This window comes from Streptomyces sp. DH-12 (assembly GCF_002899455.1).
Taxonomy (GTDB): domain Bacteria; phylum Actinomycetota; class Actinomycetes; order Streptomycetales; family Streptomycetaceae; genus Streptomyces.
The window spans coordinates 3,321,360-3,343,896 of sequence record NZ_PPFB01000001.1; the positions used below are offsets into that span (position 1 = coordinate 3,321,360).

The window sequence follows — 22,537 nt, forward strand, 5'->3', positions numbered from 1 at the left end:
GTAGGGTGCGGCCTCATGACGAACACCCCCGCCGGCCCCGGCGGTCCTGCACTGCGCCGCACCCTCGGCGCGGGCGACGCCGTCGTCGTCGGCCTGGGCGCGATGCTCGGCGCGGGCATCTTCGCCGCGCTCGCGCCCGCCGCGCGGGCCGCCGGTTCCGGGCTGCTCCTCGCGCTGGCCGTCGCCGCCGCGATCGCCTACTGCAACGCCGACTCGTCGGCACGCCTGGCCGCTCTGTACCCGGCCTCGGGCGGCACGTACGTGTACGGCAGGGAGCGGCTCGGGGAGTTCTGGGGCTACCTGGCCGGGTGGGCCTTCGTCGTCGGCAAGACCGCGTCCTGCGCGGCGATGGCGCTGACCGTCGGCGCGTACGCCTGGCCGGGACAGGCGCACGCCGTGGCCGTCGCCACCGTGGTGCTGGTCACGGCGGTCGACTACGGCGGGGTGCAGAAGTCCGCGTGGGTGACGCGGGCCGTCGTGGGTGTGGTCCTGGCGGTCCTCGCTTCCGTGGTGGTCGTGTGTCTGACGTCGGGGGATGCTGACCTCGGGCGGCTGGACGCAGGCGCGCCGGGCGGGACCGGCGGGGTGCTCCAGGCGGCCGGCCTGCTGTTCTTCGCCTTCGCCGGGTACGCGCGGATCGCGACCCTCGGCGAGGAGGTGCGCGATCCCGCGCGCACCATCCCGCGGGCCGTCCGGGTGGCCCTGGGTGTCGCGCTCGCCGCGTACGTGGCTGTCGCTGTCGCCGTCCTCTCCGTTCTGGGGGCGGAGTCGTTGGGCGGGTCCGTCGCGCCGCTCGCCGACGCGGTGCGGGCGGCCGGGGCGCCCGGACTCGCGCCGGTGGTGCGCGTGGGTGCGGCGGTCGCCGCGCTGGGGTCGCTGCTCGCCCTGCTGCTCGGGGTGTCGCGGACGACCCTGGCCATGGCCCGGGACGGGCACCTCCCGGGGCCGCTGGCGGCCGTCCATCCGCGGTTCCACGTGCCGCACCGGGCGGCACTGGTCGTGGGCGGTGTCGTCGCCGTCCTGGCCGCCACCGTCGATGTGCGGGGCGCTGTCGGGTTCTCCTCCTTCGGGGTGCTGATGTACTACGCGGTGGCGAACGCCTCGGCCTGGACGCTCCGTCCGGCGGCGGGGGCCCGGGTGGCGCCGGCGGTGGGGTTCGCCGGGTGCCTGGCGCTGGCGTTCTCCTTGCCCTGGACCTCGGTTGCCGTGGGCGCGGCGGTGCTCGGTGCGGGTGCGGTGGCCTACGGCGTGCGGAAGGCGCGGGGGCGGCGGCGGGGGGCTCCGGGCGGGCAGTGACCGCTCCCCTGCGCTGCCCAGGCCTGAGGCGCCCGGACGTGGGTCAGGGGCCGCGGCGTATGCGGTGCGGCGGCGCCGTCCGCTCGTACCGCTTCTCGTGCTCGGTCATGGGTCCATGATGCGCGGCGGCGGCGAAGCGTGTGCGGGGCTGTGGACAACCTCGGAGTTGTGGACGACTTCCCGCCCGACAGCCCGCGGCGAACACCGCGGCTCACCTCACCAGCGGTCCGTGAACGCCCGGTCCGTGCGGACGATCTCGCGGCCCAGCGGGAACAGCGAGACCGGGATCAGTTTGAAGTTGGCGACGCCGAGCGGGATGCCGATGATCGTCACGCACAGGGCGAGGCCCGTGACGATGTGGCCGAGGGCGAGCCACCAGCCCGCCAGGATCAGCCACAGCACGTTGACGACGAAGGACGGGGCTCCCGCGTCGCGGCGCTCCACCGTCGTGTACCCGAAGGGCCACAGGGCGTAGACGCCGATGCGGAACGCGGCCACGCCGAACGGGATGCCGATGACCGTGATGCACAGCAGCAGGCCGGCGAGCATGTAGCCGAGGAACAGCCAGACGCCGCTGACGACGAGCCAGATGAGATTCAGGATGGTCTTCACAGGTGACCTGCCATCTTCTCGAGCCGGGCGATACGTTCCGCCATCGGCGGGTGGGTGGAGAACATCTTCGAGAATCCCTGCCCCGGACGGAAGGGATTCGCGATCATCATGTGGCTCGCCGTCTCGATGCGGGGCTCGGGGGGCAGCGGGAGCTGCTTGGTGCCGAGCTCCAGCTTGCGCAGGGCGCTCGCCAGGGCGAGCGGGTCGCCGGTGAGCTGGGAACCGGAGGCGTCCGCCTCGTACTCGCGGGAGCGGCTGATGGCCAGCTGGATGAGGGACGCCGCGAGCGGGCCCAGGATCAGGACGAGCAGCAGACCGAGAATGCCCGGGCCGTCGTCGTCGTCCGAGCGGCCGATCGGGATCAGCCAGGCGAAGTTGACCAGGAACATGATCACGGAGGCGAGGGCGCCGGCGACCGAGGAGATCAGGATGTCGCGGTTGTAGACATGGCTGAGCTCGTGGCCGATGACGCCGCGCAGCTCCCGCTCGTCGAGGAGACGCAGGATGCCTTCCGTGCAGCACACCGCCGCGTTGCGCGGGTTGCGGCCGGTGGCGAAGGCGTTGGGGGCCTCGGTCGGCGAGATGTAGAGGCGGGGCATGGGCTGGCGGGCCTGCGTGGAGAGTTCGCGGACCATCCGGTACAGGCCGGGGGCCTCGAACTCGCTCACCGGGCGGGCCCGCATCGCCCGCAGGGCCAGCTTGTCGCTGTTCCAGTACGCGTACGCGTTGGTGCCCAGCGCGACGACGACGGCGACGACGAGCCCCGTGCGGCCGAAGAAGCTGCCGATGACGATGATGAGCGCGGACAGTCCCCCGAGGAGGACCGCGGTCCTGAGCCCGTTGTGCCGGCGGTGCACGGTACGCCCTCCAAATCGTGCGGCAGGGGAACCCTTGCTGGTTGATCTTCCGTCTGACCTGCGCTGCCCACTGACACCGTGGTGCCACGTCCAGTGGACCCTCCCGTACCGGTCAACGCCAGGCGGGGGGCACTAGTTCCCTTGTGCGCGCGGTGGCGCGTGTCAACCGTCCGTGCGAAGGGGTGTGCGGGGCAGGACGAGCGGCCCCGCGCGCGTGAGGCGCCGGCCGGCTAGAAGAGCCCGGTCTCCGTGAAGCGCAGGACGAGTTGCGGGGCGCCGGACAGGACGATGCCGAGAACGCCGGTCAGGGCGAGCGCCGCGGTGAGCGGGGCAGGGGCAGGGAAGCGGTGGGGGGCCGCCGCCTTCCCCTCGGGAGCCGCCTCCGGCGCGCGGAACAGCAGCGCCGTCCAGCGCAGGTAGTACACCAGCGCGATCACGACGTTGACGGCCATGACCACGGCCAGCCAGCCCAGTCCCGCGTCGACGGCCGCCGCGAACACGGTGACCTTGGCGAAGAGGCCGATGACACCCGGCGGGAGTCCGGCGAGGCACAGCAGGAAGAAGCCCATGAGCAGCGCGGTGAGCGGGCTCGCGGCGTACAGGCCGCGGTAGTCGGCGACCCGGTTGAGCCGGTGCGCGCGGCCGACGAGGGCGGCCACCGCGAAGGCCCCCAGGTTCACGGCGCCGTACATGAGGGCGTAGGCGAGGGTGGAGCCGGCCGACCTCTCGGGGTCGTCGGAGTACCCGGCGGCGGCGATCGGCACCAGGAGGTACCCGGCCTGGCCGACGGACGACCAGGCGAGCAGGCGTACGGCGCTGTACGCGCGCGTGGACTGCTGGCGCAGGGCGCCGACGTTGCCGACGGTCATGGTGAGCGCGGCGAGCACGGCCAGGGCGGGGGCCCAGGCGTCGGCGTACGAGGGCAGGGCGACGACGGTGACGAGGATGAGGCCGGAGAAGCCGACCGCCTTGCCGATCACGGACAGGTAGGCGGCGATCGGCAGCGGGGCGCCCACGTAGGTGTCGGGGACCCAGAAGTGGAAGGGGACGGCGGCCGTCTTGAACGCGAAACCGACGAGGGTGAGGACGACGCCGGTCTGCGCGAGGGTGTCGAGCTGCCCGTCGACGTGCTGGATGCGTTCGGCGACGCGGGTGAGGTGGAGGGTTCCGGTCGCGGCGTAGACGAAGCTGATGCCCAGAAGGCTGACCGCGGTGGCGGTGACGGAGGACAGGAAGAACTTCAGGGCCGCCTCGGAGGACCTGCGGTCGCCGTGCCGCAGGCCGACCAGGGCGAAGGCGGGCAGGGACGCCACCTCCAGGGCGACGACGAGGGTCGCGAGGTCCCGGGAGGCGGGCAGCAGGGCCGCGCCGGCGGTGGAGGAGAGGAACAGGAACCAGTACTCGCCCTCGGGGAGCCGCTTGCCGGAGTCCTTCAGCGCGGTGACCGACAGCAGGGCGCAGAGCAGGGCACCGCCGAGCACCAGGAACTGGACGACGAGGGTGAAGCGGTCCGCGGTGTAGCTGCACACCTCGGTGTCGCCGACCAGGCAGAAGGTGGCGCGGTCGGCGTCGAGGAGGGGCAGCAGCATGAGTGCGGCGGCGGCGAGTCCGGCCACCGCGATCCAGCCGAGCAGGGGCTTCCTGGTCTCGCCGACGAACAGGTCGGCGACGAGCACGACGAGTCCGGCGACCGCCGCGATGGTGGGCGGCGCGATGGCCAGCCAGTCGACGGACTGGACGAGGGAGCTCATCGGGTGCCTCCTGCGAGGAGCTGCTGCACGGCCGGGTCGGTCAGCCCGAGGAGGGCCTTGGGCCACAGGCCGGCGACGACGGTGAGGACGACGAGCGGGGTCCAGGCCGCGAACTCGTAGGAGCGCACGTCGGTGAGTGCCGGCGCGTCCTTCGGCGCGGCGCCCATGCAGACCCGGCGGACCACGATCAGCAGGTAGGCGGCGGTGAGCAGGGTGCCGAACGCGCCGATCGACATGAAGGTGAGGAAGGCCGGCCGGCTGAGCCCGTCGGCGGGGTCGAAGGCGCCGAACAGCGCCAGCATCTCGCCCCAGAACCCGGCGAGGCCGGGCAGGCCGAGGGAGGCGACGGCGGCGAAGGCGAGCAGGCCGCCGAGGCGCGGCGCCTTGCCGTAGAGGGCGGCTCCGGTCTCCTGGGCGAGGGCGTCGAGGTCGGTGCTGCCGGTGCGTTCCTTCAGTCCGCCGACCAGGAAGAACAGCAGGCCGGTGATGAGGCCGTGAGCGATGTTGGCGAACAGGGCGCCGTTGACGCCGGTCGGGGTCATGGTCGCGATGCCGAGGAGGACGAAGCCCATGTGACCGACGGAGGAGTAGGCGATCAGGCGCTTGAGGTCGCCCTTGGCGCCCTTCCTGGCCAGGGCGAGGCAGGCGAGGGATCCGTAGACGATGCCGACGACGGCGAACGCGGCGAGGTAGGGCGCGAAGGTGCGGAAACCGTCGGGCGCGGCCGGGAGCAGGATGCGGACGAAGCCGTACGTGCCCATCTTCAGCAGGACGCCGGCGAGCAGGACGGAGCCGACCGTCGGGGCGGCGGTGTGGGCGTCGGGCAGCCAGCTGTGCAGCGGCCACATCGGCGTCTTGACCGCGAGCCCGACGCCGACCGCCAGTACGGCGATGACCTGCACGGACGTGGTCAGCGGCCGGCCGTTGTCAGTGGCGAGTGCCACCATGTCGAACGTGCCCGCCTTGATCCCGATCAGGAGCAGGCCGAGCAGCATGACCACGGAGCCGAGCAGCGTGTAGAGGATGAACTTCCAGGCGGCCTCGGCCCGGCCCTCGCCGCCCCAGCGGGCGATGAGGAAGTACATCGGGACGAGGACCGTCTCGAAGGCGAGGAAGAACAGGACGAGGTCGAGGACGGCGAAGGTCGCCAGGGTGCCGGACTCGAGGACGAGCAGCAGGGCGACGAAGCCCTTCGGGGACGGCCCCGCGGGCGGCTTGAAGTACGAGTAGAGGGCGCTGAGGAAGGTCAGCAGGGCGGTCAGGACCAGAAGGGGGAGCGAGATGCCGTCGATGCCGAGGTGGATCCGCACGTCGAGTGCGGGGATCCAGCTGATGTCGGTCGTGGCCTGCATCGTCGACGGCTGGTCGTGGTCGAAGCCGAGCGCCAGGACGATCGCCGCCGCCAGGATCGCACCGGTGACGGTGACGCCGTGGCGGAGCACGGCCTGCTCGGGCGACTTCCCCTTCAGTCCGGGCGGGGCCGGCAGCAGAGCGGCGGCGGCGCCGAGGAGCGGGCCGACGACCAGGAACGCCAGAAGGAACTGCATCACGGACTCGTTGATATCGATCACGCCTGCTCACGCTCCCGTGGCGACGAGGACGGCGGTCACCGCGAGGACGACGGTGCCGGCGAGCAGCGCGCTCACATAGGTCTGCAGATTGCCGGTCTGGGCCCGTCGTACGGCGGCGCCGAGCCAGCGGGGCAGGGTGCCCGCGCCGCGTACGTAGGTGTCGACGACCTCCCGGTCGAGGAACCGTACGAGGCTCGCGCCGGCCTGGACCGGGCGGACGAGGAGCGCCGCGTACACGGCGTCCAGGTGGAAGCCGACGGCGGCGTGCCGGTGCAGCGGGCCGAGCAGCAGCCGTCCGGGGTCCGCGGGGTCGGCCGCGTGCGCGACGTTCCCGTAGGCGGGTTCGTGGCTGGCGATGGCCTCCGCCTCGACCCGGCCGGCGTCTCCCCCGGGGTGGGCGGCGACGGCGCCGAGCGGGTGGCGGGCCGCGTGCGCGGTGGTGTGCCGCCAGGTCGCGTAGGTGACGATGCCGCCGACCAGTGCCACGCCCGTGCCGAGCACGGAGGTGGTGAGCGTCGGGGTGAGGTCGTGGCCGTCGAACCAGTCGGGCAGCACCCGGAAGGCGAGGCCGCCGAGCGCCAGCGACGGCACGGCGAGCACCCACAGCACGGTGGTCATGGTCAGCGGCTGCCGGCCGTGGTCGGGCGCCTCGGTGCCGCTGCCGCGGAAGGCGAGCAGCCACAGCCGCGTCGCGTACGCGGCGGTGAGGAGGGCGGTGAGCAGACCGGCGAGGAGGACGATCCAGCCCGCGGCGGCGGGAGCGTGCTCGGTGTGGCCGGTGACGACGTGTTCGGCGACGCCGAGGACGGCCTCCTTGGAGAAGAAGCCGCTGAACGGCGGGATCGCGGCGAGCGCGAGGAGTGCCACGGTCATCGTCCAGTAGGCGTCGGGCACGCGGTCGCGCAGCCCGCTCATACGGGACGTGGCGGCCAGCGAGTTGGTGCCGGCGGCGTGGATGATCACGCCGGCGGCGAGGAACAGCAGCGCCTTGAAGGCGCCGTGGGACAGGAGGTGGAAGACGGCGGCGCCGCGGTCGGCGACGGCGAGGGCGCCGGTCATGTAGCCGAGCTGGCCGATCGTCGAGTAGGCGAGGACGCGTTTGATGTCGTCCTGGGCGAGTGCGGCGAGCGCCGAGCCGGTCATCGTCACGGCGGCCATGACGGCGAGGACGGTCATCGCGGCCTGCGAGGCCTCGAAGAGCGGGAGGAGACGGGCGACGAAGTAGACGCCGGCGGCGACCATCGTCGCGGCGTGGATCAGCGCGGAGACGGGAGTGGGACCCGCCATCGCGTCGGGGAGCCAGGTGTGCAGCGGGAACTGCGCCGACTTGCCGGCCACGCCCGCGAGGAGCAGCAGGGCGATGAGCGTGGGGTGGCCGATGCCGCCCTGCGCGACGGCGTCGAGGATCCGGGTGATGCGGAAGGACCCGGCGTCGGAGGCGAGGGCGAACAGACCGATGAGGAAGGGGACGTCGCCGAGCTTGGTGACCAGGAAGGCCTTCAGCGAGGCGGCGCGCGCCTCGGGGGTCTCCCAGTAGTGGCCGACGAGGAAGTAGGAGCAGATGCCCATCACTTCCCAGCCGACCAGCAGCACCATCAGGTCGCCGGTGTAGACGACCAGGAGCATCGCGGAGGTGAACAGCGAGACGAGGGCGGCGTACGACGGGTAGCGCGGGTCGTCGCGCAGGTAGCCCGTGGAGTAGATCTGCACGCAGACGGCGACGGTGCCGACGACCACGGCGGTGAGGGCGGCGAAGCCGTCGATGTGCAGGGCGAGTTCGACCGGGACCGAGCCGGTGGGGGTGAGCCCGGTGACGGCGTCGACCGGGCCGCCGCCGCCCTGGCGCGCGGCGACGGCGGCGGCGAGCAGGAGCGAGGCGAGCGTCGGCAGGACGGCGAGCGGGCGGACGAAGCCGGGCGCGGCGCGGCCCAGCAGCAGTCCGGCGAGCGCGCCGAGGAACGGCAGGAGGGGGACGAGGACGGCGAGGGTGGTCGTGGTCACGCGGTGGCCTCGGCCTTCTCACCGGCGGCCGGGGCGGGGATCGCGCGGCCGGTGGCGTCGCTGTCGGGGTCGTCGGGGTCGTGGCCCTCGGCGGTGTCGCGGAGCCGGTCGATGTCCGAGGTGCCGCGGTTGCGGTACACGGCGAGGACGATGGCGAGGCCGATGCCGATCTCGGCGGCGGCGATGGCGATGGTGAACAGGGCCAGCGCCTGGCCGGAGTGCAGGGTGTCCTCGGCGGCCCGGCTGAGCCAGGCGTCGAAGGCGACCAGGTTGAGGTTGACGGCGTTGAGCATCAGCTCGACCGACATCAGCACCAGGATCGCGTTGCGGCGGGCGAGGACGCCGTAGAGGCCGGTGCAGAAGAGGAGGGCGGAGAGGACGGCGGGATAGGCGAGGTGCATCAGCGGGCCCCTTCCTGGTCGTCCCGGGTGTCCTTCGTGCGGGCCGCGGTGACGGCGGAGCCCGCGCCCGGCGCGCCGGACGCGGCGCCGTTCCTGGCCTTGCGGGACAGGACGATCGCGCCGACGAGGGCGGCGAGGAGGAGGACGGACAGGGCCTCGAAGGGGAGGACCCAGTGCTGGAAGAGGCTGGCGCCGGTCACCTCGGTGGAGCCGGAGGGAGCTCCGTCCAGGTCGATCCAGGTGGTGCGGAAGGCGTCGACGACCACCCAGACCAGAGCGGCCGCCGCGGCGACCGCGACGGCGAGGGCGACCCAGCGGTTGCCGGAGTCGGCGTCCGGCGAGCGGCCGACGGGGGCGCGGGTGAGCATCAGCCCGAACAGGAGGAGGACGACGACGGAGCCGACGTAGATGAGGACCTGCACCCAGGCGATGAACTCGGCGGTGAGCAGCAGGTATTCGACGGCGAGTCCGCCGAGGGCCACCACGAGCCACAGGGCGGCGTGCACCAGCTGCCGGGTGGTGACGGTGACGACGGCGGCCCCGAGGGTGACCAGGCCGACGAGAAGAAAGGTGATCTCCACGCCGGTCGGGGACAGGAAGCCGGGCGACTCGGCCGCCCGGTGCGCGGTGCCGGCCGCGAGAGCGGCGGTCGCTGCGGTGCTCATGCGCGGCCCTCCTGACCGGGTTCGTCGGCCTGGGCGGCCGCGAGCTTGTCGGCGGTCTTGCGGGCGGCGGCGACTTCCTTCGGTTCCTCCGCGCCGGCGTCGAGGGCGGGCGGGGCCGGGACGGTCCACATCCATTCGCGGAGCTTGTCCCGCTCGTGGGTGAGGTCACGGATGTCGGTCTCCGCGTACTCGAACTCCGGGGACCAGAACAGCGCGTCGAAAGGACACACCTCGATGCAGATACCGCAGTACATGCACAGGGCGAAGTCGATGGCGAACCGGTCGAGGACGTTGCGGCTGCGTTCCCGGCCACCGGGGGCGGCGGGCGGGACCGTCTCCTTGTGCGAGTCGATGTAGATGCACCAGTCGGGGCACTCGCGGGCGCACAGCATGCAGACCGTGCAGTTCTCCTCGAACAGGCCGATCACCCCGCGGCTGCGGGGCGGCAGTTCGGGCTGGGTGTCCGGGTACTGCGCGGTGACGGACTTCCGCGTCATCGTCCGCAGTGTGACGGCCAGGCCCTTGGCCAGGCCGGAGCCGGGGATCGGGGCCATTACAGGAACACCACCTTGACGACGCCGGTGAGGGCGATCTGGGCGAGGGCGAGAGGGACCAGAAGGGTCCAGGAGAACTTCTGCAGCTGGTCCTCGCGCAGCCGCGGATAACTGACGCGCAGCCAGATGACGACGAAGGCGAGGACGGCGGTCTTCAGCAGGGTCCAGGCCCAGCCGAGGCCGTCGGCGCCCCAGGGGCCGTGCCAGCCGCCGAGGAACAGGACGGTGGTCAGGCCGCACAGGACGACGATCCCGGCGTACTCGGCGAGGAGGAACAGGGCGAAGCGCAGGCCGGTGTACTCGGTGTACGCGCCGAAGATGATCTCGGAGTCGGCGACCGGCATGTCGAAGGGCGGGCGCTGGAGTTCGGCGAGACCGGCGATGAAGAAGACCAGCGCGCCGGTGATCTGCCAGGGCAGCCACCACCATTCGAACGCGTCGAGGATGCCGACGAGGGAGACGGTCCCGGCGGCCATCGCCACGGAAGCGGCGGTGAGCAGCATCGGCAGTTCGTACGCGAGGAGCTGGGCGGCGGTGCGCAGGCCGCCGAGGAGGGAGAACTTGTTGGCGGAGGCCCAGCCGGCCATGAGCGAGCCGAGGACGCCCACGCCCATGACGGCGAGGACGAAGAACACGCCCGCGTCCAGCGCCTGCCCGACCGCACCCTCACCCGGCCCGATCGGGATGACGAGCAGCACGAGGAGATACGGCAGGAGCGCGACGGCCGGGGCGAGCTGGAAGATGCGGCGGTCCGCGCCGGCCGGGACGACGTCCTCCTTCTGCGCGAACTTCACGCCGTCGGCGATGAGCTGGGCCCAGCCGTGGAAGCCGCCGGCGTACATGGGGCCGAGGCGGCCCTGCATGTGCGCCATGACCTTGTGCTCGGCCTGACCCACGAGCAGGGGGAAGGTCAGGAAGACGACGAACACGACGAGGAGTCGCAGGGCGACGTCGAGAACGTCGGTCACCGCGTGCCTCCTGAGGGGTCGTCGGGCGTGTTCGTGTGCGTATCGGGGTCGGGGTCAGGGCCGGGACCGGTGTCCCCGGGACGTGCTCCGGAATCCCGCTCGGGCTGACCTTCCGGCTCCGGCTCCTCGAAGGCCGGCCGCGCGTGGTGCCACGGGGCGTCCGGGCTGCGCGGGGCGACGGGCGGCTTGCGGTCGCGCCGTTCCTCGGCGGCATCCGCTGCCGTGTCGTCCGCGCCCTGCGCCTGGTCCTGCGCCGCGCGCCGGCTCGCGGAGCCCTCGGACGCGGACCGCGCCCGGCGGGGGCCGCCCGCGCCCGCGGCTCCGGCCCGCTGCGACGCCGACCCCTCACTCGCGCTGCGCGACCGGCGCGCCGGGGTCTCCGCCCGCTGACTGGCGGACCCCTCCGGCGCCGACCGCGCCCGACGCGGCGTGACCGGTGGCTGCGCACCGCCTTCACCGGCACCGGCACCGGCACCGGCACCGGCATCCGAGCCCCCCGCACTCCTCTGACTCGCGGACCCTTCCGACACCGACCGCGCCCGACGCGGCGTGACCGGTGGCTGAGTCTCCCTCGCGTCAGCGCCTGCGCCGGTACCCGCCCCCGCCGTCTGGCTGGCCGAGCCCTCGGAGGCGGAGCGGGTGCGGCGGGGCGGGCGTTCGCCCGGGGTGCGGGCCGCCGCGGTGGCCGTGCGGCGGGCGGGACGGGCCGGGGCGGACGGGAGCCGGCCCTTGAGCGGACCCCACTCGTTCGGGTCGGGTACGCCCGGCGGCAGCATCTGGCGTCGCTTGGGGCCGCCGTGCTCGGACTCTCCCGGCTCCTTGGCGCCGGGCCACGCCTTGGCGACCCGGGCCGCGAGGACGAAGTCCTTGCGCAGCGGATGGCCCTCGAAGCCGTCCGGCAGCAGCAGATGGTCGAGGCCGGGGTGTCCGGTGAAGTCGACGCCGAACATCTCGTGGGTCTCGCGTTCGTGCCAGGCCGCGCCCGCGTAGACGTCCACGGCGGACGGCAGGACGGGGGCCTCGTGCGGCACCGTGGTGCGCAGCAGCAGTCGCCGTACCGGGGCGAGGGCGGCGACGTGCGCGGTCACCCGGAAGCCGGTGCCGGGTTCGTCGACCGCGCTCAGCCAGTCGAAGAAGGTACAGCCGAGGCGGTCACGGGCGGCTTCGAGGGCGGGGATCCAGGCGTCGGACGGCACGTCGACGGTGAGGACGTCGTACGCCTCCTCCGCCGTGGCCTGCGCGCCGAACAGTTCCTCGACGTCCGCGGGGAGCCAGCCGGCGGTGGTCATCCGGCCTCCCCCTCCCCCGTCGGCTCGCCCTTCGCACCGTCCTTCGGACCGTCCTTCGCACCGTCCTCCGGCGCGTCCTTCGGCGCGGGCGGCCGGACCAGCCCGCTCTGCAGCGCCGCCGTCGGGGGACGCCCGGCGGCGGTGCCGTACCGCTCCCCCAGGGACTCGCGGGCGATCTTCTCCTGGAGCTTGAGGATGCCCTGGAGCAGCGCCTCGGGCCGGGGCGGGCAGCCGGGGACGTAGACGTCGACCGGGATGATCTGGTCGACGCCCTTGGTGACGGAGTAGGAGTCCCAGTAGGGGCCGCCGCAGTTGCTGCACGCGCCGAAGGAGATGACGTACTTCGGCTCGGGCATCTGCTCGTACAGGCGCTTGATCGCGGGGGCCATCTTGTCGGTGACCGTGCCGGAGACGACCATCAGGTCGGCCTGGCGGGGGCCGGGCGCGAACGGGATGACGCCGAGGCGGATGAAGTCGTGCCGGGCCATCGACGCGGCGATGAACTCGATCGCGCAACAGGCGAGGCCGAAGTTGAACACCCAGAGCGAGTAGCGGCGGCCCCAGTTGAGGACCACCTTCATCGGCTCGGGGGCGAGCCGGGCGAGCGCGCCGAGCCTCCCCCTGCCTTCGCCGGGGGGACCCCCAGGTTCCGGCAGCAGCACGGGCTCGGAGGCGGCAGGGTTCACGTCCATGTCAGGACGCCCTTCTTGTAGGCGTACAGCAGGCCCACGGCGAGGAAGCCGAGGAAGACGAACATCTCCACGAGGGTGGTGGCGCCGTAACCGTCGGCGGCGAAGACGGTCGCCCAGGGGAAGAGGAAGATCGAGTCGACGGCGAAGATCACATAGAGGAAGGCGTAGACGTAGTAGCGGACCTGGGTGTGGGCCCAGCCCTCGCCGACGGGGTCGACGCCGCACTCGTACGTCAGCAGCTTCTCCGGCGTGGGCACCACCGGCCGCAGCAGGCGGCCCGCGCCGAAGGCGACGACGACGAACAGCAGGCCGACGACGGCGAGCAGGCCGACGACCGAATAGGACTGGAAGTAATCCGCCGCGACGACGGTCGTTTCCCGCACGTCCGCCCCTCACTCCTCAGATCGGCGACCAGGCGTCCCCGCCCGTGCCCTGCCCTTGATCCGTGCCGGTGACGCCGGACGCCACGGTCCGACGATCTGTACGCACGGGAGTCTAGGCCCTGATAAAGGCACGGTAAGCAGTCCGTCGGGGCTTGGCACGCGGGGGGTGGGGTTTTCCTCAGTTCACCTTGGCGGTCCTCCTCATGGCGCGGGCCCCCCGGCTCCGGGCAGGCTGGGCCCATGACCGAACCGATCCCGCAGCCGGCCGGGCCGGGCGACCGTCCGCCGCCGGCCCGCTTCGCCTATGACGCGCACACCTGGAAGGAGATCGCGCATCTCCTGACGAACCTCCCGGTGTCGCTGGTGGGCTTCGTCTACACGGTGACCGTGCTGTCCACCGGCGTGGGCCTGACGGTCACGGTGATCGGTCTCCCCCTGCTCGCGCTCGGCCTGATGGGGGCGCGGCAGCTCGGCCGGTTCGAGCGGGCGCGCGCCAGATCGGCGCTCGGGGTGCGGGTGGACGAGCCGAGCCCGCTGCCGTGGCGCGGCGGGTTCTGGCCGGGGCTGTGGCAGGCGGTCAAGGACCCGGTGGGCTGGCGGACGTTCCTGTTCACGCTGATACGGATGCCGTGGGGCGTCCTCACCTTCACCGTCACGCTGACCGGGCTGTTCGTGCTGTGGCCGGTGCTGGCGTACGTGGTGCGGGCGATGACCGACGTGGACCGGGCGATGGTGCGGGGTCTGCTGTCGCCGTCGGACGAGCTGGAGCGGCGCATCGCCGAGCTGGAGTCGGACCGCGGGATCGTGGTGGACACGGCGGCGGCGGACCTGCGGCGCATCGAGCGGGACCTGCACGACGGGGCGCAGGCCCGGCTGGTGAATCTGGCGATGGGGCTGGGCCTGGCCAAGGAGAAGCTGCTGGAGGACCCGGACGCGGCGGCGTCGATGGTCGAGGAGGCGCACGGCGAGGTGAAGCTGGCGCTGCAGGAGCTGCGGGACCTGGCGCGCGGCATCCACCCGGCGGTGCTCACCGACCGCGGCCTGGACGCGGCGCTGTCGTCGGTCGCCACGCGGTGCACGGTGCCGGTGACGGTCACCGTCGACCTGGACGAGCGGCCGGCGCCGGCGATCGAGGGCATCGCCTACTTCACGGTCTCGGAACTGCTGCAGAACGTCAGCAAGCACAGCCGGGCGCGGTCGGCCTCGGTGGAGGTGTGGCGGTCGGAGAACCGGCTGTTCCTGCAGGTGCGGGACGACGGCGTGGGCGGGGCGAGCCTCGACGGCGGTACGGGCATGCGGGGGCTCGCCGACCGGCTGGGCGCGGTGGACGGCCTGTTCGTCGTGGACTCCCCGGAGGGCGGCCCGACGACGGTGACGGCCGAGCTGCCGTGGCGGGACCGTTCGGGCACTCCGGCGGGGGAAGCGCCGGGGAGGAGGGCGTCCGCCCGGGGCCGTAGGTAGGGAAAACCCCCCACCGAAGACTGCGACGGCCTTCATTCCCCGCCGACCTGCGGCGCAGCACTCTGGTGGTACGACAGCACAGCCGCCGGACGAGGAGAAGGACGAAGCCGATGGCCACGGAGTACGAACAGGGCTACGGGCTCCCCACCGGGCCCGGACACGCACGGGGCGTGGAGGGACGACGGCACCGGATGCCGTCGGCGCTGCGGGCGCCGGTCGAGGGGCGTGCCTGGCGGGAACTGGCGTACGTGCTGCTGAGCCTGCCGGTCAGCATCCTGCTGTTCACCTACGCGGTCACGATGGTCTCGCTGGGGGCGGGCCTGCTGGTGACGTTCCTCGGGGTGCCGGTGCTGGCGGCGGCGCTCGCCGGGTGCCGCGGCATCGGGTCGGTGGAGCGGGCGCGGGCGCGCGGGCTGCTCGGCCTGGACGTGGGCGAGCCGGAGCCGCTGCGGCTGAAGCGGCAGGGCTTCATGGGGTGGGTCGGGGCCGTGCTGAAGAGCGGCGCCTCCTGGCGGGCGCTGCTGTATTCGGTGCTGCAGCTTCCGTGGGCGGTCCTCTCCTTCGCGGTGACCGTCACCTTCTGGACGCTGGGCTGGTCGCTGCTGACGTACCCGCTGTGGTTCTGGGTGTTCCCGATGCACGCGGGCCAGGGCGGCATACAGCTGTACGGCGACGAGCAGCACGCGATCTACCTGGACAACCCGTTCGAGATCGCGGTGACGGCGGGCGTGGGTCTGCTGTTCACGCTGGCCACGCCGTGGATCGTGCGGGCGCTGACGATGGTGGACCGGCTGATGGTGCACGGGCTGCTGGGCCCGTCGCGGCTGGCCACCCGGGTGGTGGAGCTGGAGTCGGACCGCGGGGTCGTGGTGGACACGGCGGCGGCGGACCTGCGCCGCATCGAGCGGAATCTGCACGACGGGGCGCAGGCCCGGCTGGTGAACCTGGCGATGGACCTGGGGCTTGCGAAGGAGAAGCTGCGGGAGGACCCGCAGGCCGCGGCGCGGATGGTGGACGAGGCGCACGGCGAGGTGAAGACGGCCCTGCAGGAGCTGCGGGACCTGGCCCGCGGCATCCACCCGGCGGTCCTCACCGACCGCGGCCTGGACGCGGCGCTCTCGTCGGTCGCCTCGCGCTGCGCGGTCCCGGTGCAGGTGGAGGTGGACCTGTCGGAGCGGCCGGCGCCCGCGATCGAGGGCATCGCCTACTTCACGGTCTCGGAGCTGCTGCAGAACGTCAGCAAGCACAGCCGGGCGACCTGGGCGGCCGTGGAGGTGTGGCGGTCGGAGGACCGGTTGATGCTCCAGGTGGTGGACAACGGCGTGGGCGGCGCCGACCTGTCGCGCGGTTCCGGGCTGGCGGGTCTGGCGGAGCGGCTGGAGGCGGTGGACGGGATCCTCGTCGTGGACTCCCCGGCCGGCGGTCCGACGCGGGTGACCGCGGAGCTGCCGTGGCGTGCGGAGCGGACCCGATGACAGCGGGGTGGGACACGCGGTCCGGCGGACGACACGCAGGCGGACACACGGGCGGGTGCGGGCCCCGGGCGCGCACCCACCCGGTGACGCGCCCCCGGTGACGTGCCTCCGGTGACGCGCTCCCGGTGACGCGCCCCCGGTGACGCGCTCCGGAGGGGCGTGCCTCCGCGGATCCGGATGGGCCCGCGGAGGCCGATGACGACGACGATGACGGCAGCACCCCCCGATCGCGTTGTCCCGGCCCGTCCTCCCCTGAATGCTGAAATGCTGGACCCGACGACCGGGCCCGCCACAAGGGCGGGCCCGGAGCGGGGCTTTGGGGGCCGACGACGTGGAGGACAGGGTGCGGGTGGTCATCGCCGAGGATTCGGTGCTGTTGCGGGAGGGCCTGACCCGGCTGCTGACCGACCGGGGACACGAGGTGGTGGCCGGGGTCGGCGACGGCGACGCGCTGATCAAGACGGTCGACGACCTGGCCCAGCAGGATGAGCTGCCGGACGTGGTGGTCGCCGACGTGCGGATGCCGCCGACGCACACGGACGAGGGCGTGCGGGCCGCGGTGCGGCTGCGCAAGAGCCATCCGGGGGTCGGGGTGCTGGTGCTGTCGCAGTACGTCGAGGAGCGGTACGCCACCGAGTTGCTGGCCGGCTCCAGCAGGGGCGTCGGCTATCTGCTGAAGGACCGGGTGGCCGAGGTGCGGGAGTTCGTGGACGCGGTGGTCCGGGTGGCCGAGGGCGGCACGGCGCTGGACCCGGAGGTGGTGGCGCAGCTGCTGGGCCGCAGCCGCAAGCAGGACGTGCTGGCGGGGCTCACCCCGCGCGAGCGCGAGGTGCTGGGGCTGATGGCGGAGGGGCGGACGAACTCGGCGATCGCCCGGCAGCTCGTGGTGAGCGACGGCGCGGTGGAGAAGCACGTCAGCAACATCTTCCTGAAGCTGGGGCTGTCCCCGAGCGACGGCGACCACCGGCGGGTTCTGGCCGTGCTGACGTATTTGAACTCCTGAGGGGACGACGGCACGTCCCGGCTGCTGTCCACCAGCTGGATCTTCACTCGAATCCTTCACGGTGGACACCCCTGACGGTCGTAGGGTTTATGCGGGGAAGGCCTGCGGGAAGGCCGTCCCGGACAGCCGCCTCGAGGAGGTCCAGTTCAGTGACCAGCCAGGTCAGCAGCCCAGCGGAACAGACCGACGGAACAGTCGTAGGAGAGCAGCGCACAGCGGCGGGGACGAAGGGCGTCCGCCGGCTCGACCGAGTGATCATCAGGTTCGCGGGGGACTCGGGTGACGGGATGCAGCTCACCGGTGACCGTTTCACCTCGGAGACCGCGTCCTTCGGCAACGACCTCTCCACGCTGCCGAACTTCCCCGCCGAGATCCGCGCTCCGGCCGGGACGCTGCCGGGGGTGTCGTCGTTCCAGCTGCACTTCGCCGACCACGACATCCTCACCCCCGGTGACGCGCCGAACGTACTGGTGGCGATGAACCCGGCCGCGCTGAAGGCGAACGTCGGCGACCTGCCGCGCGGGGCGGAGATCATCGTCAACACCGACGAGTTCACCAAGCGGGCGATGCAGAAGGTCGGCTACGACGCCAGCCCGCTGGAGGACGGCTCGCTGGACGGCTACCACCTGCACCCGGTGCCGCTGACGACGCTGACGGTGGAGGCACTGAAGGAGTTCGACCTCAGCCGTAAGGAGGCCGAGCGCAGCAAGAACATGTTCGCGCTGGGTCTGCTGTCGTGGATGTATCACCGGCCCACGGAGGGCACGGAGAAGTTCCTGCGGGCGAAGTTCGCCAAGAAGCCGGACATCGCGGCGGCGAACATCGCGGCGTTCCGGGCGGGCTGGAACTTCGGGGAGACGACGGAGGACTTCGCGGTCTCCTACGAGGTGGCGCCGGCGGTGACGGCGTTCCCGCCGGGCGTCTACCGCAACATCTCCGGGAACCTGGCCCTGTCCTACGGTCTGATCGCCGCGTCCCGGCAGGCGGACCTGCCGCTGTTCCTGGGCTCGTATCCGATCACTCCGGCGTCGGACATCCTGCACGAGCTGAGCCGGCACAAGAACTTCGGCGTGCGCACCTTCCAGGCGGAGGACGAGATCGCCGGGATCGGTGCGGCGCTGGGCGCGGCGTTCGGCGGGTCGCTGGCGGTGACCACCACCTCGGGCCCGGGGGTGGCGCTGAAATCGGAGACGATCGGTCTCGCGGTCTCCCTGGAGCTGCCGCTGCTGATCGTGGACATCCAGCGCGGCGGCCCGTCGACGGGGCTGCCGACCAAGACCGAGCAGGCGGATCTGCTGCAGGCGATGTACGGGCGCAACGGTGAGGCCCCGGTGCCGGTGGTCGCGCCGAAGACGCCGGCGGACTGCTTCGACGCCGCGATGGAGGCGGCGCGGATCGCGCTGACCTACCGCACTCCGGTGTTCCTGCTGTCCGACGGCTACCTGGCCAACGGATCCGAGCCGTGGCGGATCCCGGAGCTGGAGGAGCTTCCGGACCTGACGGTGCAGTTCGCGCAGGGCCCGAACCACACGCTGGGCGACGGCACCGAGGTGTTCTGGCCCTACAAGCGCGATCCGCAGACGCTGGCGCGTCCGTGGGCCGTGCCGGGCACGCCGGGTCTGGAGCACCGCATCGGCGGCATCGAGAAGCAGGACGGCACCGGAAACATCTCCTACGACCCGGCCAACCACGACTTCATGGTCCGCACCCGGCAGGCCAAGATCGACGGCATCGACGTCCCCGACCTGGAGGTCGACGACCCGGACGGCACCGCACGCCTGCTGGTGCTGGGCTGGGGCTCCACCTACGGCCCCATCACCGCGGCCGTACGGCGCCTGCGGAAGGCCGGGCAGCCGGTGGCGCAGGCCCACCTGCGCCACCTCAACCCCTTCCCGCACAACCTCGGCGAGGTGCTGCGCGGATACGACAAGGTGGTGGTCCCCGAGATGAACCTCGGGCAGCTCGCCACCCTCATCAGGGCGAAGTACCTGGTCGACGCCCGCTCGTACAACCAGGTCAACGGTATGCCGTTCAAGGCGGAGCAGCTCGCCGCGGCGCTGAAGGAGGCCATCGATGACTGACGCCGACACGCTGCTCCAGCTCGTGCCCAAGGCCGAGGCCAAGCAGACGATGAAGGACTTCAAGTCCGACCAGGAGGTGCGCTGGTGCCCCGGCTGCGGCGACTACGCGGTCCTGGCCGCCGTGCAGGGCTTCATGCCGGAGCTGGGCCTGGCCCGGGAGAACATCGTGTTCGTCTCCGGCATCGGCTGCTCCTCCCGCTTCCCGTACTACATGAACACCTACGGGATGCACTCGATCCACGGCCGCGCCCCCGCCATCGCCACCGGCCTGGCGACTTCCCGCCGGGATCTGAGCGTGTGGGTGGTCACCGGTGACGGCGACGCGCTGTCCATCGGCGGCAACCACCTCATCCACGCCCTGCGCCGCAACGTCAACCTCAAGATCCTGCTGTTCAACAACCGCATCTACGGGCTGACCAAGGGCCAGTACTCCCCCACCTCCGAGGTCGGCAAGATCACCAAGTCCACGCCGATGGGCTCGCTCGACGCGCCCTTCAACCCCGTGTCCCTGGCGATCGGCGCGGAGGCGTCCTTCGTCGCCCGCACCGTCGACTCCGACCGCAAGCACCTCACCGAGGTACTGCGCCAGGCCGCCGACCACCCCGGCACGGCTCTGGTGGAGATCTACCAGAACTGCAACATCTTCAACGACGGCGCCTTCGAGGTCCTCAAGGACCGACGGCAGGCCGAGGAAGCGGTCATCCGCCTGGAACACGGACAGCCCGTCCGCTTCGGCGCCGACCGCTCCAAGGGCGTCGTCCGCGACTCCGCGACCGGCGACCTCGAGGTCGTCACGGTGACACCGGAGAACGAGGCCCAGGTGCTCGTGCACGACGCGCACTCCGCGTCCCCGACGACCGCGTTCGCCCTGTCCCGCCTCGCCGACCCGGACACCCTGCACCACACCCCGATCGGGGTGTTCCGCTCGGTGGACCGGCCGGTCTACGACACCCTCATGGCCGACCAGCTCGACACCGCCGTCGACCAGCACGGCAAGGGCGACCTCGCCGCGCTGCTGGCAGGCGGGGACACCTGGACCGTCGTCGGCTGAGCACCGACGGCTCGCGGGCACAGGAAGGGCCCCGGCATCCGCGCGCGGATGCCGGGGCCCTTCCGCTCACGTGGAGTGTCCTCAGCAGAAGTCGCCGAGGCCCCACCACTCGCCGTGGGCCCGCTGCGGGCCGTACAGGGTTCCGCCGGCCCGTCCGCGGTAGGTGACCAGCCAGCCCAGGTGTCCCGGACCGCCGTCGATCACGTACTTCTCGTTGGTCACGGCGGCGAGGTCGGGACGTCCGTCGCCGGAGAAGTCGCCGACCGAGATCAGGTGTTCCATCGTGTTCCAGCCGCCGCTGCCGACGAGCTCGCGTGCGCCGAGCCGGGCGGTGGAGGCGCCCGGGTAGAGCCACAGCTTGCCGGTGGCCTTCTCCCGGGCGTACAGGTCGGGACGTCCGTCACCCGTCACGTCGCCCATGCCGGCCAGCGCGTTCATGCCGTTCCAGCCGCCCGAGCCGATGGTCTTGCGCGCGCCCAGCTTGCCGCCCGGGGCGCCCGGGTAGAGCCACAGCTTGCCGGTGGACTTCTGGACGGCGATCAGGTCGGAGCGGCCGTCGCCGGTCAGGTCGCCGTAGGCGGTGATGTGGTTCATCGAGTTCCACCCGCTCGCGCCCAGCGGCTTGCGCGTGCCGAGGGAGCCGTTGCCGGTGCCGGGGTAGAGCCAGAGCTTGCCGGTGGCCTTCTCCCGGGCGATGAGGTCCTCGCGGCGGTCGCCGCTGAAGTCGCCGTGCCGGGTCAGGGCGTCCATGGCGTTCCAGCCGCCCGCGCCGATGAGCCGGCCGGTGTCGTTCCCCGGGGTGAACCAGAGCCGTCCGGCCAGGTCACGGGTGATGACGTCGGCCCTGCGGTCGCCGTTCATGTCGCCGAACCCGGCGGCTGCGGGGGAGGTCTCGGAGACCCAGCCCGGGTAGGCGGGCTGACTGCACTCGCGCTCGGTGCGGACGAACTTGACGGAGCTGATGGTCGCGTCCGGGGAGCTGCTGAGTTCGCCGGGTGAGTTCGGATCCTGGGCCCAGTAGCCTCCCCACGGCACGTAGTCCTCGTCCTCGTACAGGCAGGCGATCGACTGCGTACGGTTCACGAACGAGCGGATCCTGTCGTCCCAGCTGCCCAGGTCCGCGAGGCTCTTGCCGGTCTTCCACATCGAGCCCTTGGCGCCCTCGCCCGACCAGCCGCAGAAGTAGCCGGACGGGCAGTCGTAGGAGCTCGCCGCCGCCGGGGCGGCGGTCGCGACGGTCAGGCCGGTGCCGGCCAGGGTGAGTCCGACCAGTGCCGCGACGCCCCGGTTGAAACGTTTCCGCATGTAAGTCCCCTCCCAGTGATGCGCGTCCGCTCCTCGCACCCCCCGATGCGGCGGCCCCGGCGGACGCCTGGGCCGTTCAGCGGCGGCACGCGCGAGGTGATCGTAAGGCAACGCGGAGGCTCCTCCCGCCCCACACGCACTTTCTAAAAGTTAGCGCCTGTCGTACAGTTAGTACCTACACACACCCCCGAGGAGTTGTCGCATCATGAGCATCGTCGTCACCGGAGCCAGCGGGAAGCTCGGCCGTCACGTCGTGGAGCAGCTGCTGGAGAAGGTCCCCGCCGAGCAGGTCACCGCGGTGGTGCGCAGCCCGGAGAAGGTGGCGGATCTAGCGGAGCGCGGGGTGCGGGTCGCGGTCGCCGACTACAACGCGCCGGAGACCTTCGACGGCCTGTTCGCGGCCGGCGACAAGGTCCTGCTGATCTCGGGCAACGAGTTCGACAAGGGCCGGGTGCGACAGCACACGGCCGTCATCGACGCGGCCGGGGCGGCCGGTGTCGCCCTGCTCGCCTACACCAGCGCCCCCGGCACCCTGACCGCCTCGCTCGCCGACGACCACCGGGGCACGGAGCGGGCGCTGCGCGATTCGGGCGTGCCGTACGTGCTGCTGCGCAACGGCTGGTACCACGAGAACTACACCGAGAACCTGGCCCCGGTGCTGGAACACGGCGCGGTGGTCGCGGCCGCGGGCGAGGGCCGGGTCTCCTCCGCCTCCCGGGCCGACTACGCGGCCGCCGCCGTCGCCGTGCTGACCGGCGAGGGCCACGAGAACACGACGTACGAGCTGGGCGGCGACGAGGCGTGGAGCTTCGCCGAGTACGCGGCCGAGCTGAGCCGGCAGACCGGCCGGGAGATCGTCCACCGCCCGGTCACGCCCGAGGAGCTCACCGGCATCCTGGCCGGCGCGGGGGTGCCCGAGCCGATGGCGGCCGTCCTCGCGGGTGTGGACGCGGCGATCGCCGAGGGTGAGCTGGTGGTCGACAGCGGCGACCTGTCCCGGCTGGCCGGCCGCCCGACCACCCCGCTCGCCGAGGCCGTCGCCGCCGCGCTCAAGAACTGATCCCGGGCCCCGGTTCACGCACGGGGAGCACGCCCCACCCCCGCCCGTCATGACCGTATGA

The 22,537-nt window shown here is 72.4% G+C and carries 20 protein-coding genes; 7 read left to right on the forward strand and 13 right to left on the reverse strand.

Features of this window, described 5'->3' with window-relative positions:
- Positions 1–15 precede the first annotated feature (15 nt).
- Entirely contained in the window at positions 16–1,296 is a 1,281-nt protein-coding gene (locus C1708_RS13695) for an APC family permease (RefSeq protein WP_106412934.1), read from the forward strand.
- 216 nt (positions 1,297–1,512) lie between these two features.
- Here the strand turns inward: C1708_RS13695 and C1708_RS13700 are convergent, their stop codons facing one another.
- The 12 genes from C1708_RS13700 to C1708_RS13755 all read right to left on the reverse strand — a co-directional run bounded on the left by C1708_RS13700 (position 1,513) and on the right by C1708_RS13755 (position 13,040).
- Positions 1,513–1,908: a YccF domain-containing protein gene (locus C1708_RS13700; protein ID WP_106412935.1), complete on the reverse strand. Its 396-nt coding sequence runs from the start codon at positions 1,906–1,908 to the stop codon at positions 1,513–1,515.
- On the reverse strand, positions 1,905–2,765 hold the full coding sequence (htpX, locus tag C1708_RS13705; protein ID WP_106412936.1) for a zinc metalloprotease HtpX: 861 nt from the start codon (positions 2,763–2,765) through the stop codon (positions 1,905–1,907). The genes C1708_RS13700 and htpX overlap by 4 nt, the downstream gene beginning before the upstream one ends.
- A gap of 230 nt (positions 2,766–2,995) precedes the next feature.
- Positions 2,996–4,516, reverse strand: a complete 1,521-nt coding sequence (locus C1708_RS13710) for an NADH-quinone oxidoreductase subunit N (protein WP_106412937.1) — start codon at positions 4,514–4,516, stop codon at positions 2,996–2,998.
- The gene (locus C1708_RS13715; RefSeq protein ID WP_106412938.1) at positions 4,513–6,087 is read right to left on the reverse strand and encodes a complex I subunit 4 family protein; all 1,575 of its coding nucleotides are present in this window, start codon (positions 6,085–6,087) and stop codon (positions 4,513–4,515) included. The genes C1708_RS13710 and C1708_RS13715 overlap by 4 nt, the downstream gene beginning before the upstream one ends.
- Positions 6,088–6,093: 6 nt before the next feature.
- On the reverse strand, positions 6,094–8,088 hold the full coding sequence (locus C1708_RS13720) for an NADH-quinone oxidoreductase subunit 5 family protein (protein WP_106412939.1): 1,995 nt from the start codon (positions 8,086–8,088) through the stop codon (positions 6,094–6,096).
- Positions 8,085–8,489 (reverse strand): NADH-quinone oxidoreductase subunit NuoK, encoded by a 405-nt coding sequence (gene nuoK, locus C1708_RS13725; protein WP_106412940.1) that lies wholly within the window; start codon positions 8,487–8,489, stop codon positions 8,085–8,087. Before nuoK ends, C1708_RS13720 begins: the two co-directional genes overlap by 4 nt.
- On the reverse strand, positions 8,489–9,154 hold the full coding sequence (locus C1708_RS13730; RefSeq protein WP_106412941.1) for an NADH-quinone oxidoreductase subunit J family protein: 666 nt from the start codon (positions 9,152–9,154) through the stop codon (positions 8,489–8,491). The genes nuoK and C1708_RS13730 overlap by 1 nt, the downstream gene beginning before the upstream one ends.
- Complete coding sequence (locus tag C1708_RS13735) at positions 9,151–9,708, reverse strand: NuoI/complex I 23 kDa subunit family protein (protein WP_106412942.1); 558 nt, start codon at positions 9,706–9,708, stop codon at positions 9,151–9,153. The genes C1708_RS13730 and C1708_RS13735 overlap by 4 nt, the downstream gene beginning before the upstream one ends.
- Positions 9,708–10,676 (reverse strand): complex I subunit 1/NuoH family protein, encoded by a 969-nt coding sequence (locus C1708_RS13740; protein ID WP_106412943.1) that lies wholly within the window; start codon positions 10,674–10,676, stop codon positions 9,708–9,710. The genes C1708_RS13735 and C1708_RS13740 overlap by 1 nt, the downstream gene beginning before the upstream one ends.
- Positions 10,673–11,965, reverse strand: coding sequence for an NADH-quinone oxidoreductase subunit C (locus tag C1708_RS13745; protein ID WP_106412944.1), 1,293 nt, complete (start codon positions 11,963–11,965; stop codon positions 10,673–10,675). The genes C1708_RS13740 and C1708_RS13745 overlap by 4 nt, the downstream gene beginning before the upstream one ends.
- Positions 11,962–12,657, reverse strand: a complete 696-nt coding sequence (locus C1708_RS13750; RefSeq protein WP_106412945.1) for an NADH-quinone oxidoreductase subunit B — start codon at positions 12,655–12,657, stop codon at positions 11,962–11,964. Before C1708_RS13750 ends, C1708_RS13745 begins: the two co-directional genes overlap by 4 nt.
- Complete coding sequence (locus C1708_RS13755) at positions 12,648–13,040, reverse strand: NADH-quinone oxidoreductase subunit A (RefSeq protein WP_106412946.1); 393 nt, start codon at positions 13,038–13,040, stop codon at positions 12,648–12,650. The genes C1708_RS13750 and C1708_RS13755 overlap by 10 nt, the downstream gene beginning before the upstream one ends.
- Before the next feature lie 240 nt (positions 13,041–13,280).
- Here C1708_RS13755 and C1708_RS13760 point away from each other — a divergent pair, with 240 nt between their 5' ends.
- The 5 genes from C1708_RS13760 to C1708_RS13780 all read left to right on the forward strand — a co-directional run bounded on the left by C1708_RS13760 (position 13,281) and on the right by C1708_RS13780 (position 20,111).
- Entirely contained in the window at positions 13,281–14,501 is a 1,221-nt protein-coding gene (locus C1708_RS13760; protein ID WP_106412947.1) for a sensor histidine kinase, read from the forward strand.
- Between the two features lie 110 nt (positions 14,502–14,611).
- Entirely contained in the window at positions 14,612–15,976 is a 1,365-nt protein-coding gene (locus C1708_RS13765) for a sensor histidine kinase (RefSeq protein ID WP_106412948.1), read from the forward strand.
- Between the two features lie 343 nt (positions 15,977–16,319).
- Entirely contained in the window at positions 16,320–16,979 is a 660-nt protein-coding gene (locus C1708_RS13770; protein ID WP_342210928.1) for a LuxR C-terminal-related transcriptional regulator, read from the forward strand.
- A gap of 149 nt (positions 16,980–17,128) precedes the next feature.
- Positions 17,129–19,060: a 2-oxoacid:acceptor oxidoreductase subunit alpha gene (locus C1708_RS13775; RefSeq protein ID WP_106412949.1), complete on the forward strand. Its 1,932-nt coding sequence runs from the start codon at positions 17,129–17,131 to the stop codon at positions 19,058–19,060.
- A complete protein-coding gene (locus C1708_RS13780) occupies positions 19,053–20,111 on the forward strand; it encodes a 2-oxoacid:ferredoxin oxidoreductase subunit beta (RefSeq protein ID WP_106412950.1) in 1,059 nt (352 codons plus the stop codon). Before C1708_RS13775 ends, C1708_RS13780 begins: the two co-directional genes overlap by 8 nt.
- Before the next feature lie 81 nt (positions 20,112–20,192).
- Here C1708_RS13780 and C1708_RS13785 read toward each other — a convergent pair whose 3' ends face one another.
- Entirely contained in the window at positions 20,193–21,416 is a 1,224-nt protein-coding gene (locus C1708_RS13785; RefSeq protein ID WP_106412951.1) for an FG-GAP-like repeat-containing protein, read from the reverse strand.
- Between the two features lie 205 nt (positions 21,417–21,621).
- Here C1708_RS13785 and C1708_RS13790 point away from each other — a divergent pair, with 205 nt between their 5' ends.
- Entirely contained in the window at positions 21,622–22,476 is an 855-nt protein-coding gene (locus tag C1708_RS13790) for an SDR family oxidoreductase (RefSeq protein ID WP_106412952.1), read from the forward strand.
- The last annotated feature ends 61 nt before the right edge of the window (positions 22,477–22,537 follow it).

Bases quoted from the DNA above. Each gene is read 5' to 3' on its own strand.
- C1708_RS13695 (WP_106412934.1), top strand. From the start codon at position 16: ATGACGAACACCCCCGCCGGCCCCGGCGGTCCTGCACTGCGCCGCACC.
- C1708_RS13710 (WP_106412937.1), bottom strand. From the start codon at position 4,516: ATGAGCTCCCTCGTCCAGTCCGTCGACTGGCTGGCCATCGCGCCGCCC.
- nuoK (WP_106412940.1), bottom strand. From the start codon at position 8,489: ATGCACCTCGCCTATCCCGCCGTCCTCTCCGCCCTCCTCTTCTGCACC.
- C1708_RS13730 (WP_106412941.1), bottom strand. From the start codon at position 9,154: ATGAGCACCGCAGCGACCGCCGCTCTCGCGGCCGGCACCGCGCACCGG.
- C1708_RS13735 (WP_106412942.1), bottom strand. From the start codon at position 9,708: ATGGCCCCGATCCCCGGCTCCGGCCTGGCCAAGGGCCTGGCCGTCACA.
- C1708_RS13745 (WP_106412944.1), bottom strand. From the start codon at position 11,965: ATGACCACCGCCGGCTGGCTCCCCGCGGACGTCGAGGAACTGTTCGGC.
- C1708_RS13750 (WP_106412945.1), bottom strand. From the start codon at position 12,657: ATGGACGTGAACCCTGCCGCCTCCGAGCCCGTGCTGCTGCCGGAACCT.
- C1708_RS13760 (WP_106412947.1), top strand. From the start codon at position 13,281: ATGACCGAACCGATCCCGCAGCCGGCCGGGCCGGGCGACCGTCCGCCG.
- C1708_RS13765 (WP_106412948.1), top strand. From the start codon at position 14,612: ATGGCCACGGAGTACGAACAGGGCTACGGGCTCCCCACCGGGCCCGGA.
- C1708_RS13780 (WP_106412950.1), top strand. From the start codon at position 19,053: ATGACTGACGCCGACACGCTGCTCCAGCTCGTGCCCAAGGCCGAGGCC.
- C1708_RS13785 (WP_106412951.1), bottom strand. From the start codon at position 21,416: ATGCGGAAACGTTTCAACCGGGGCGTCGCGGCACTGGTCGGACTCACC.
- C1708_RS13790 (WP_106412952.1), top strand. From the start codon at position 21,622: ATGAGCATCGTCGTCACCGGAGCCAGCGGGAAGCTCGGCCGTCACGTC.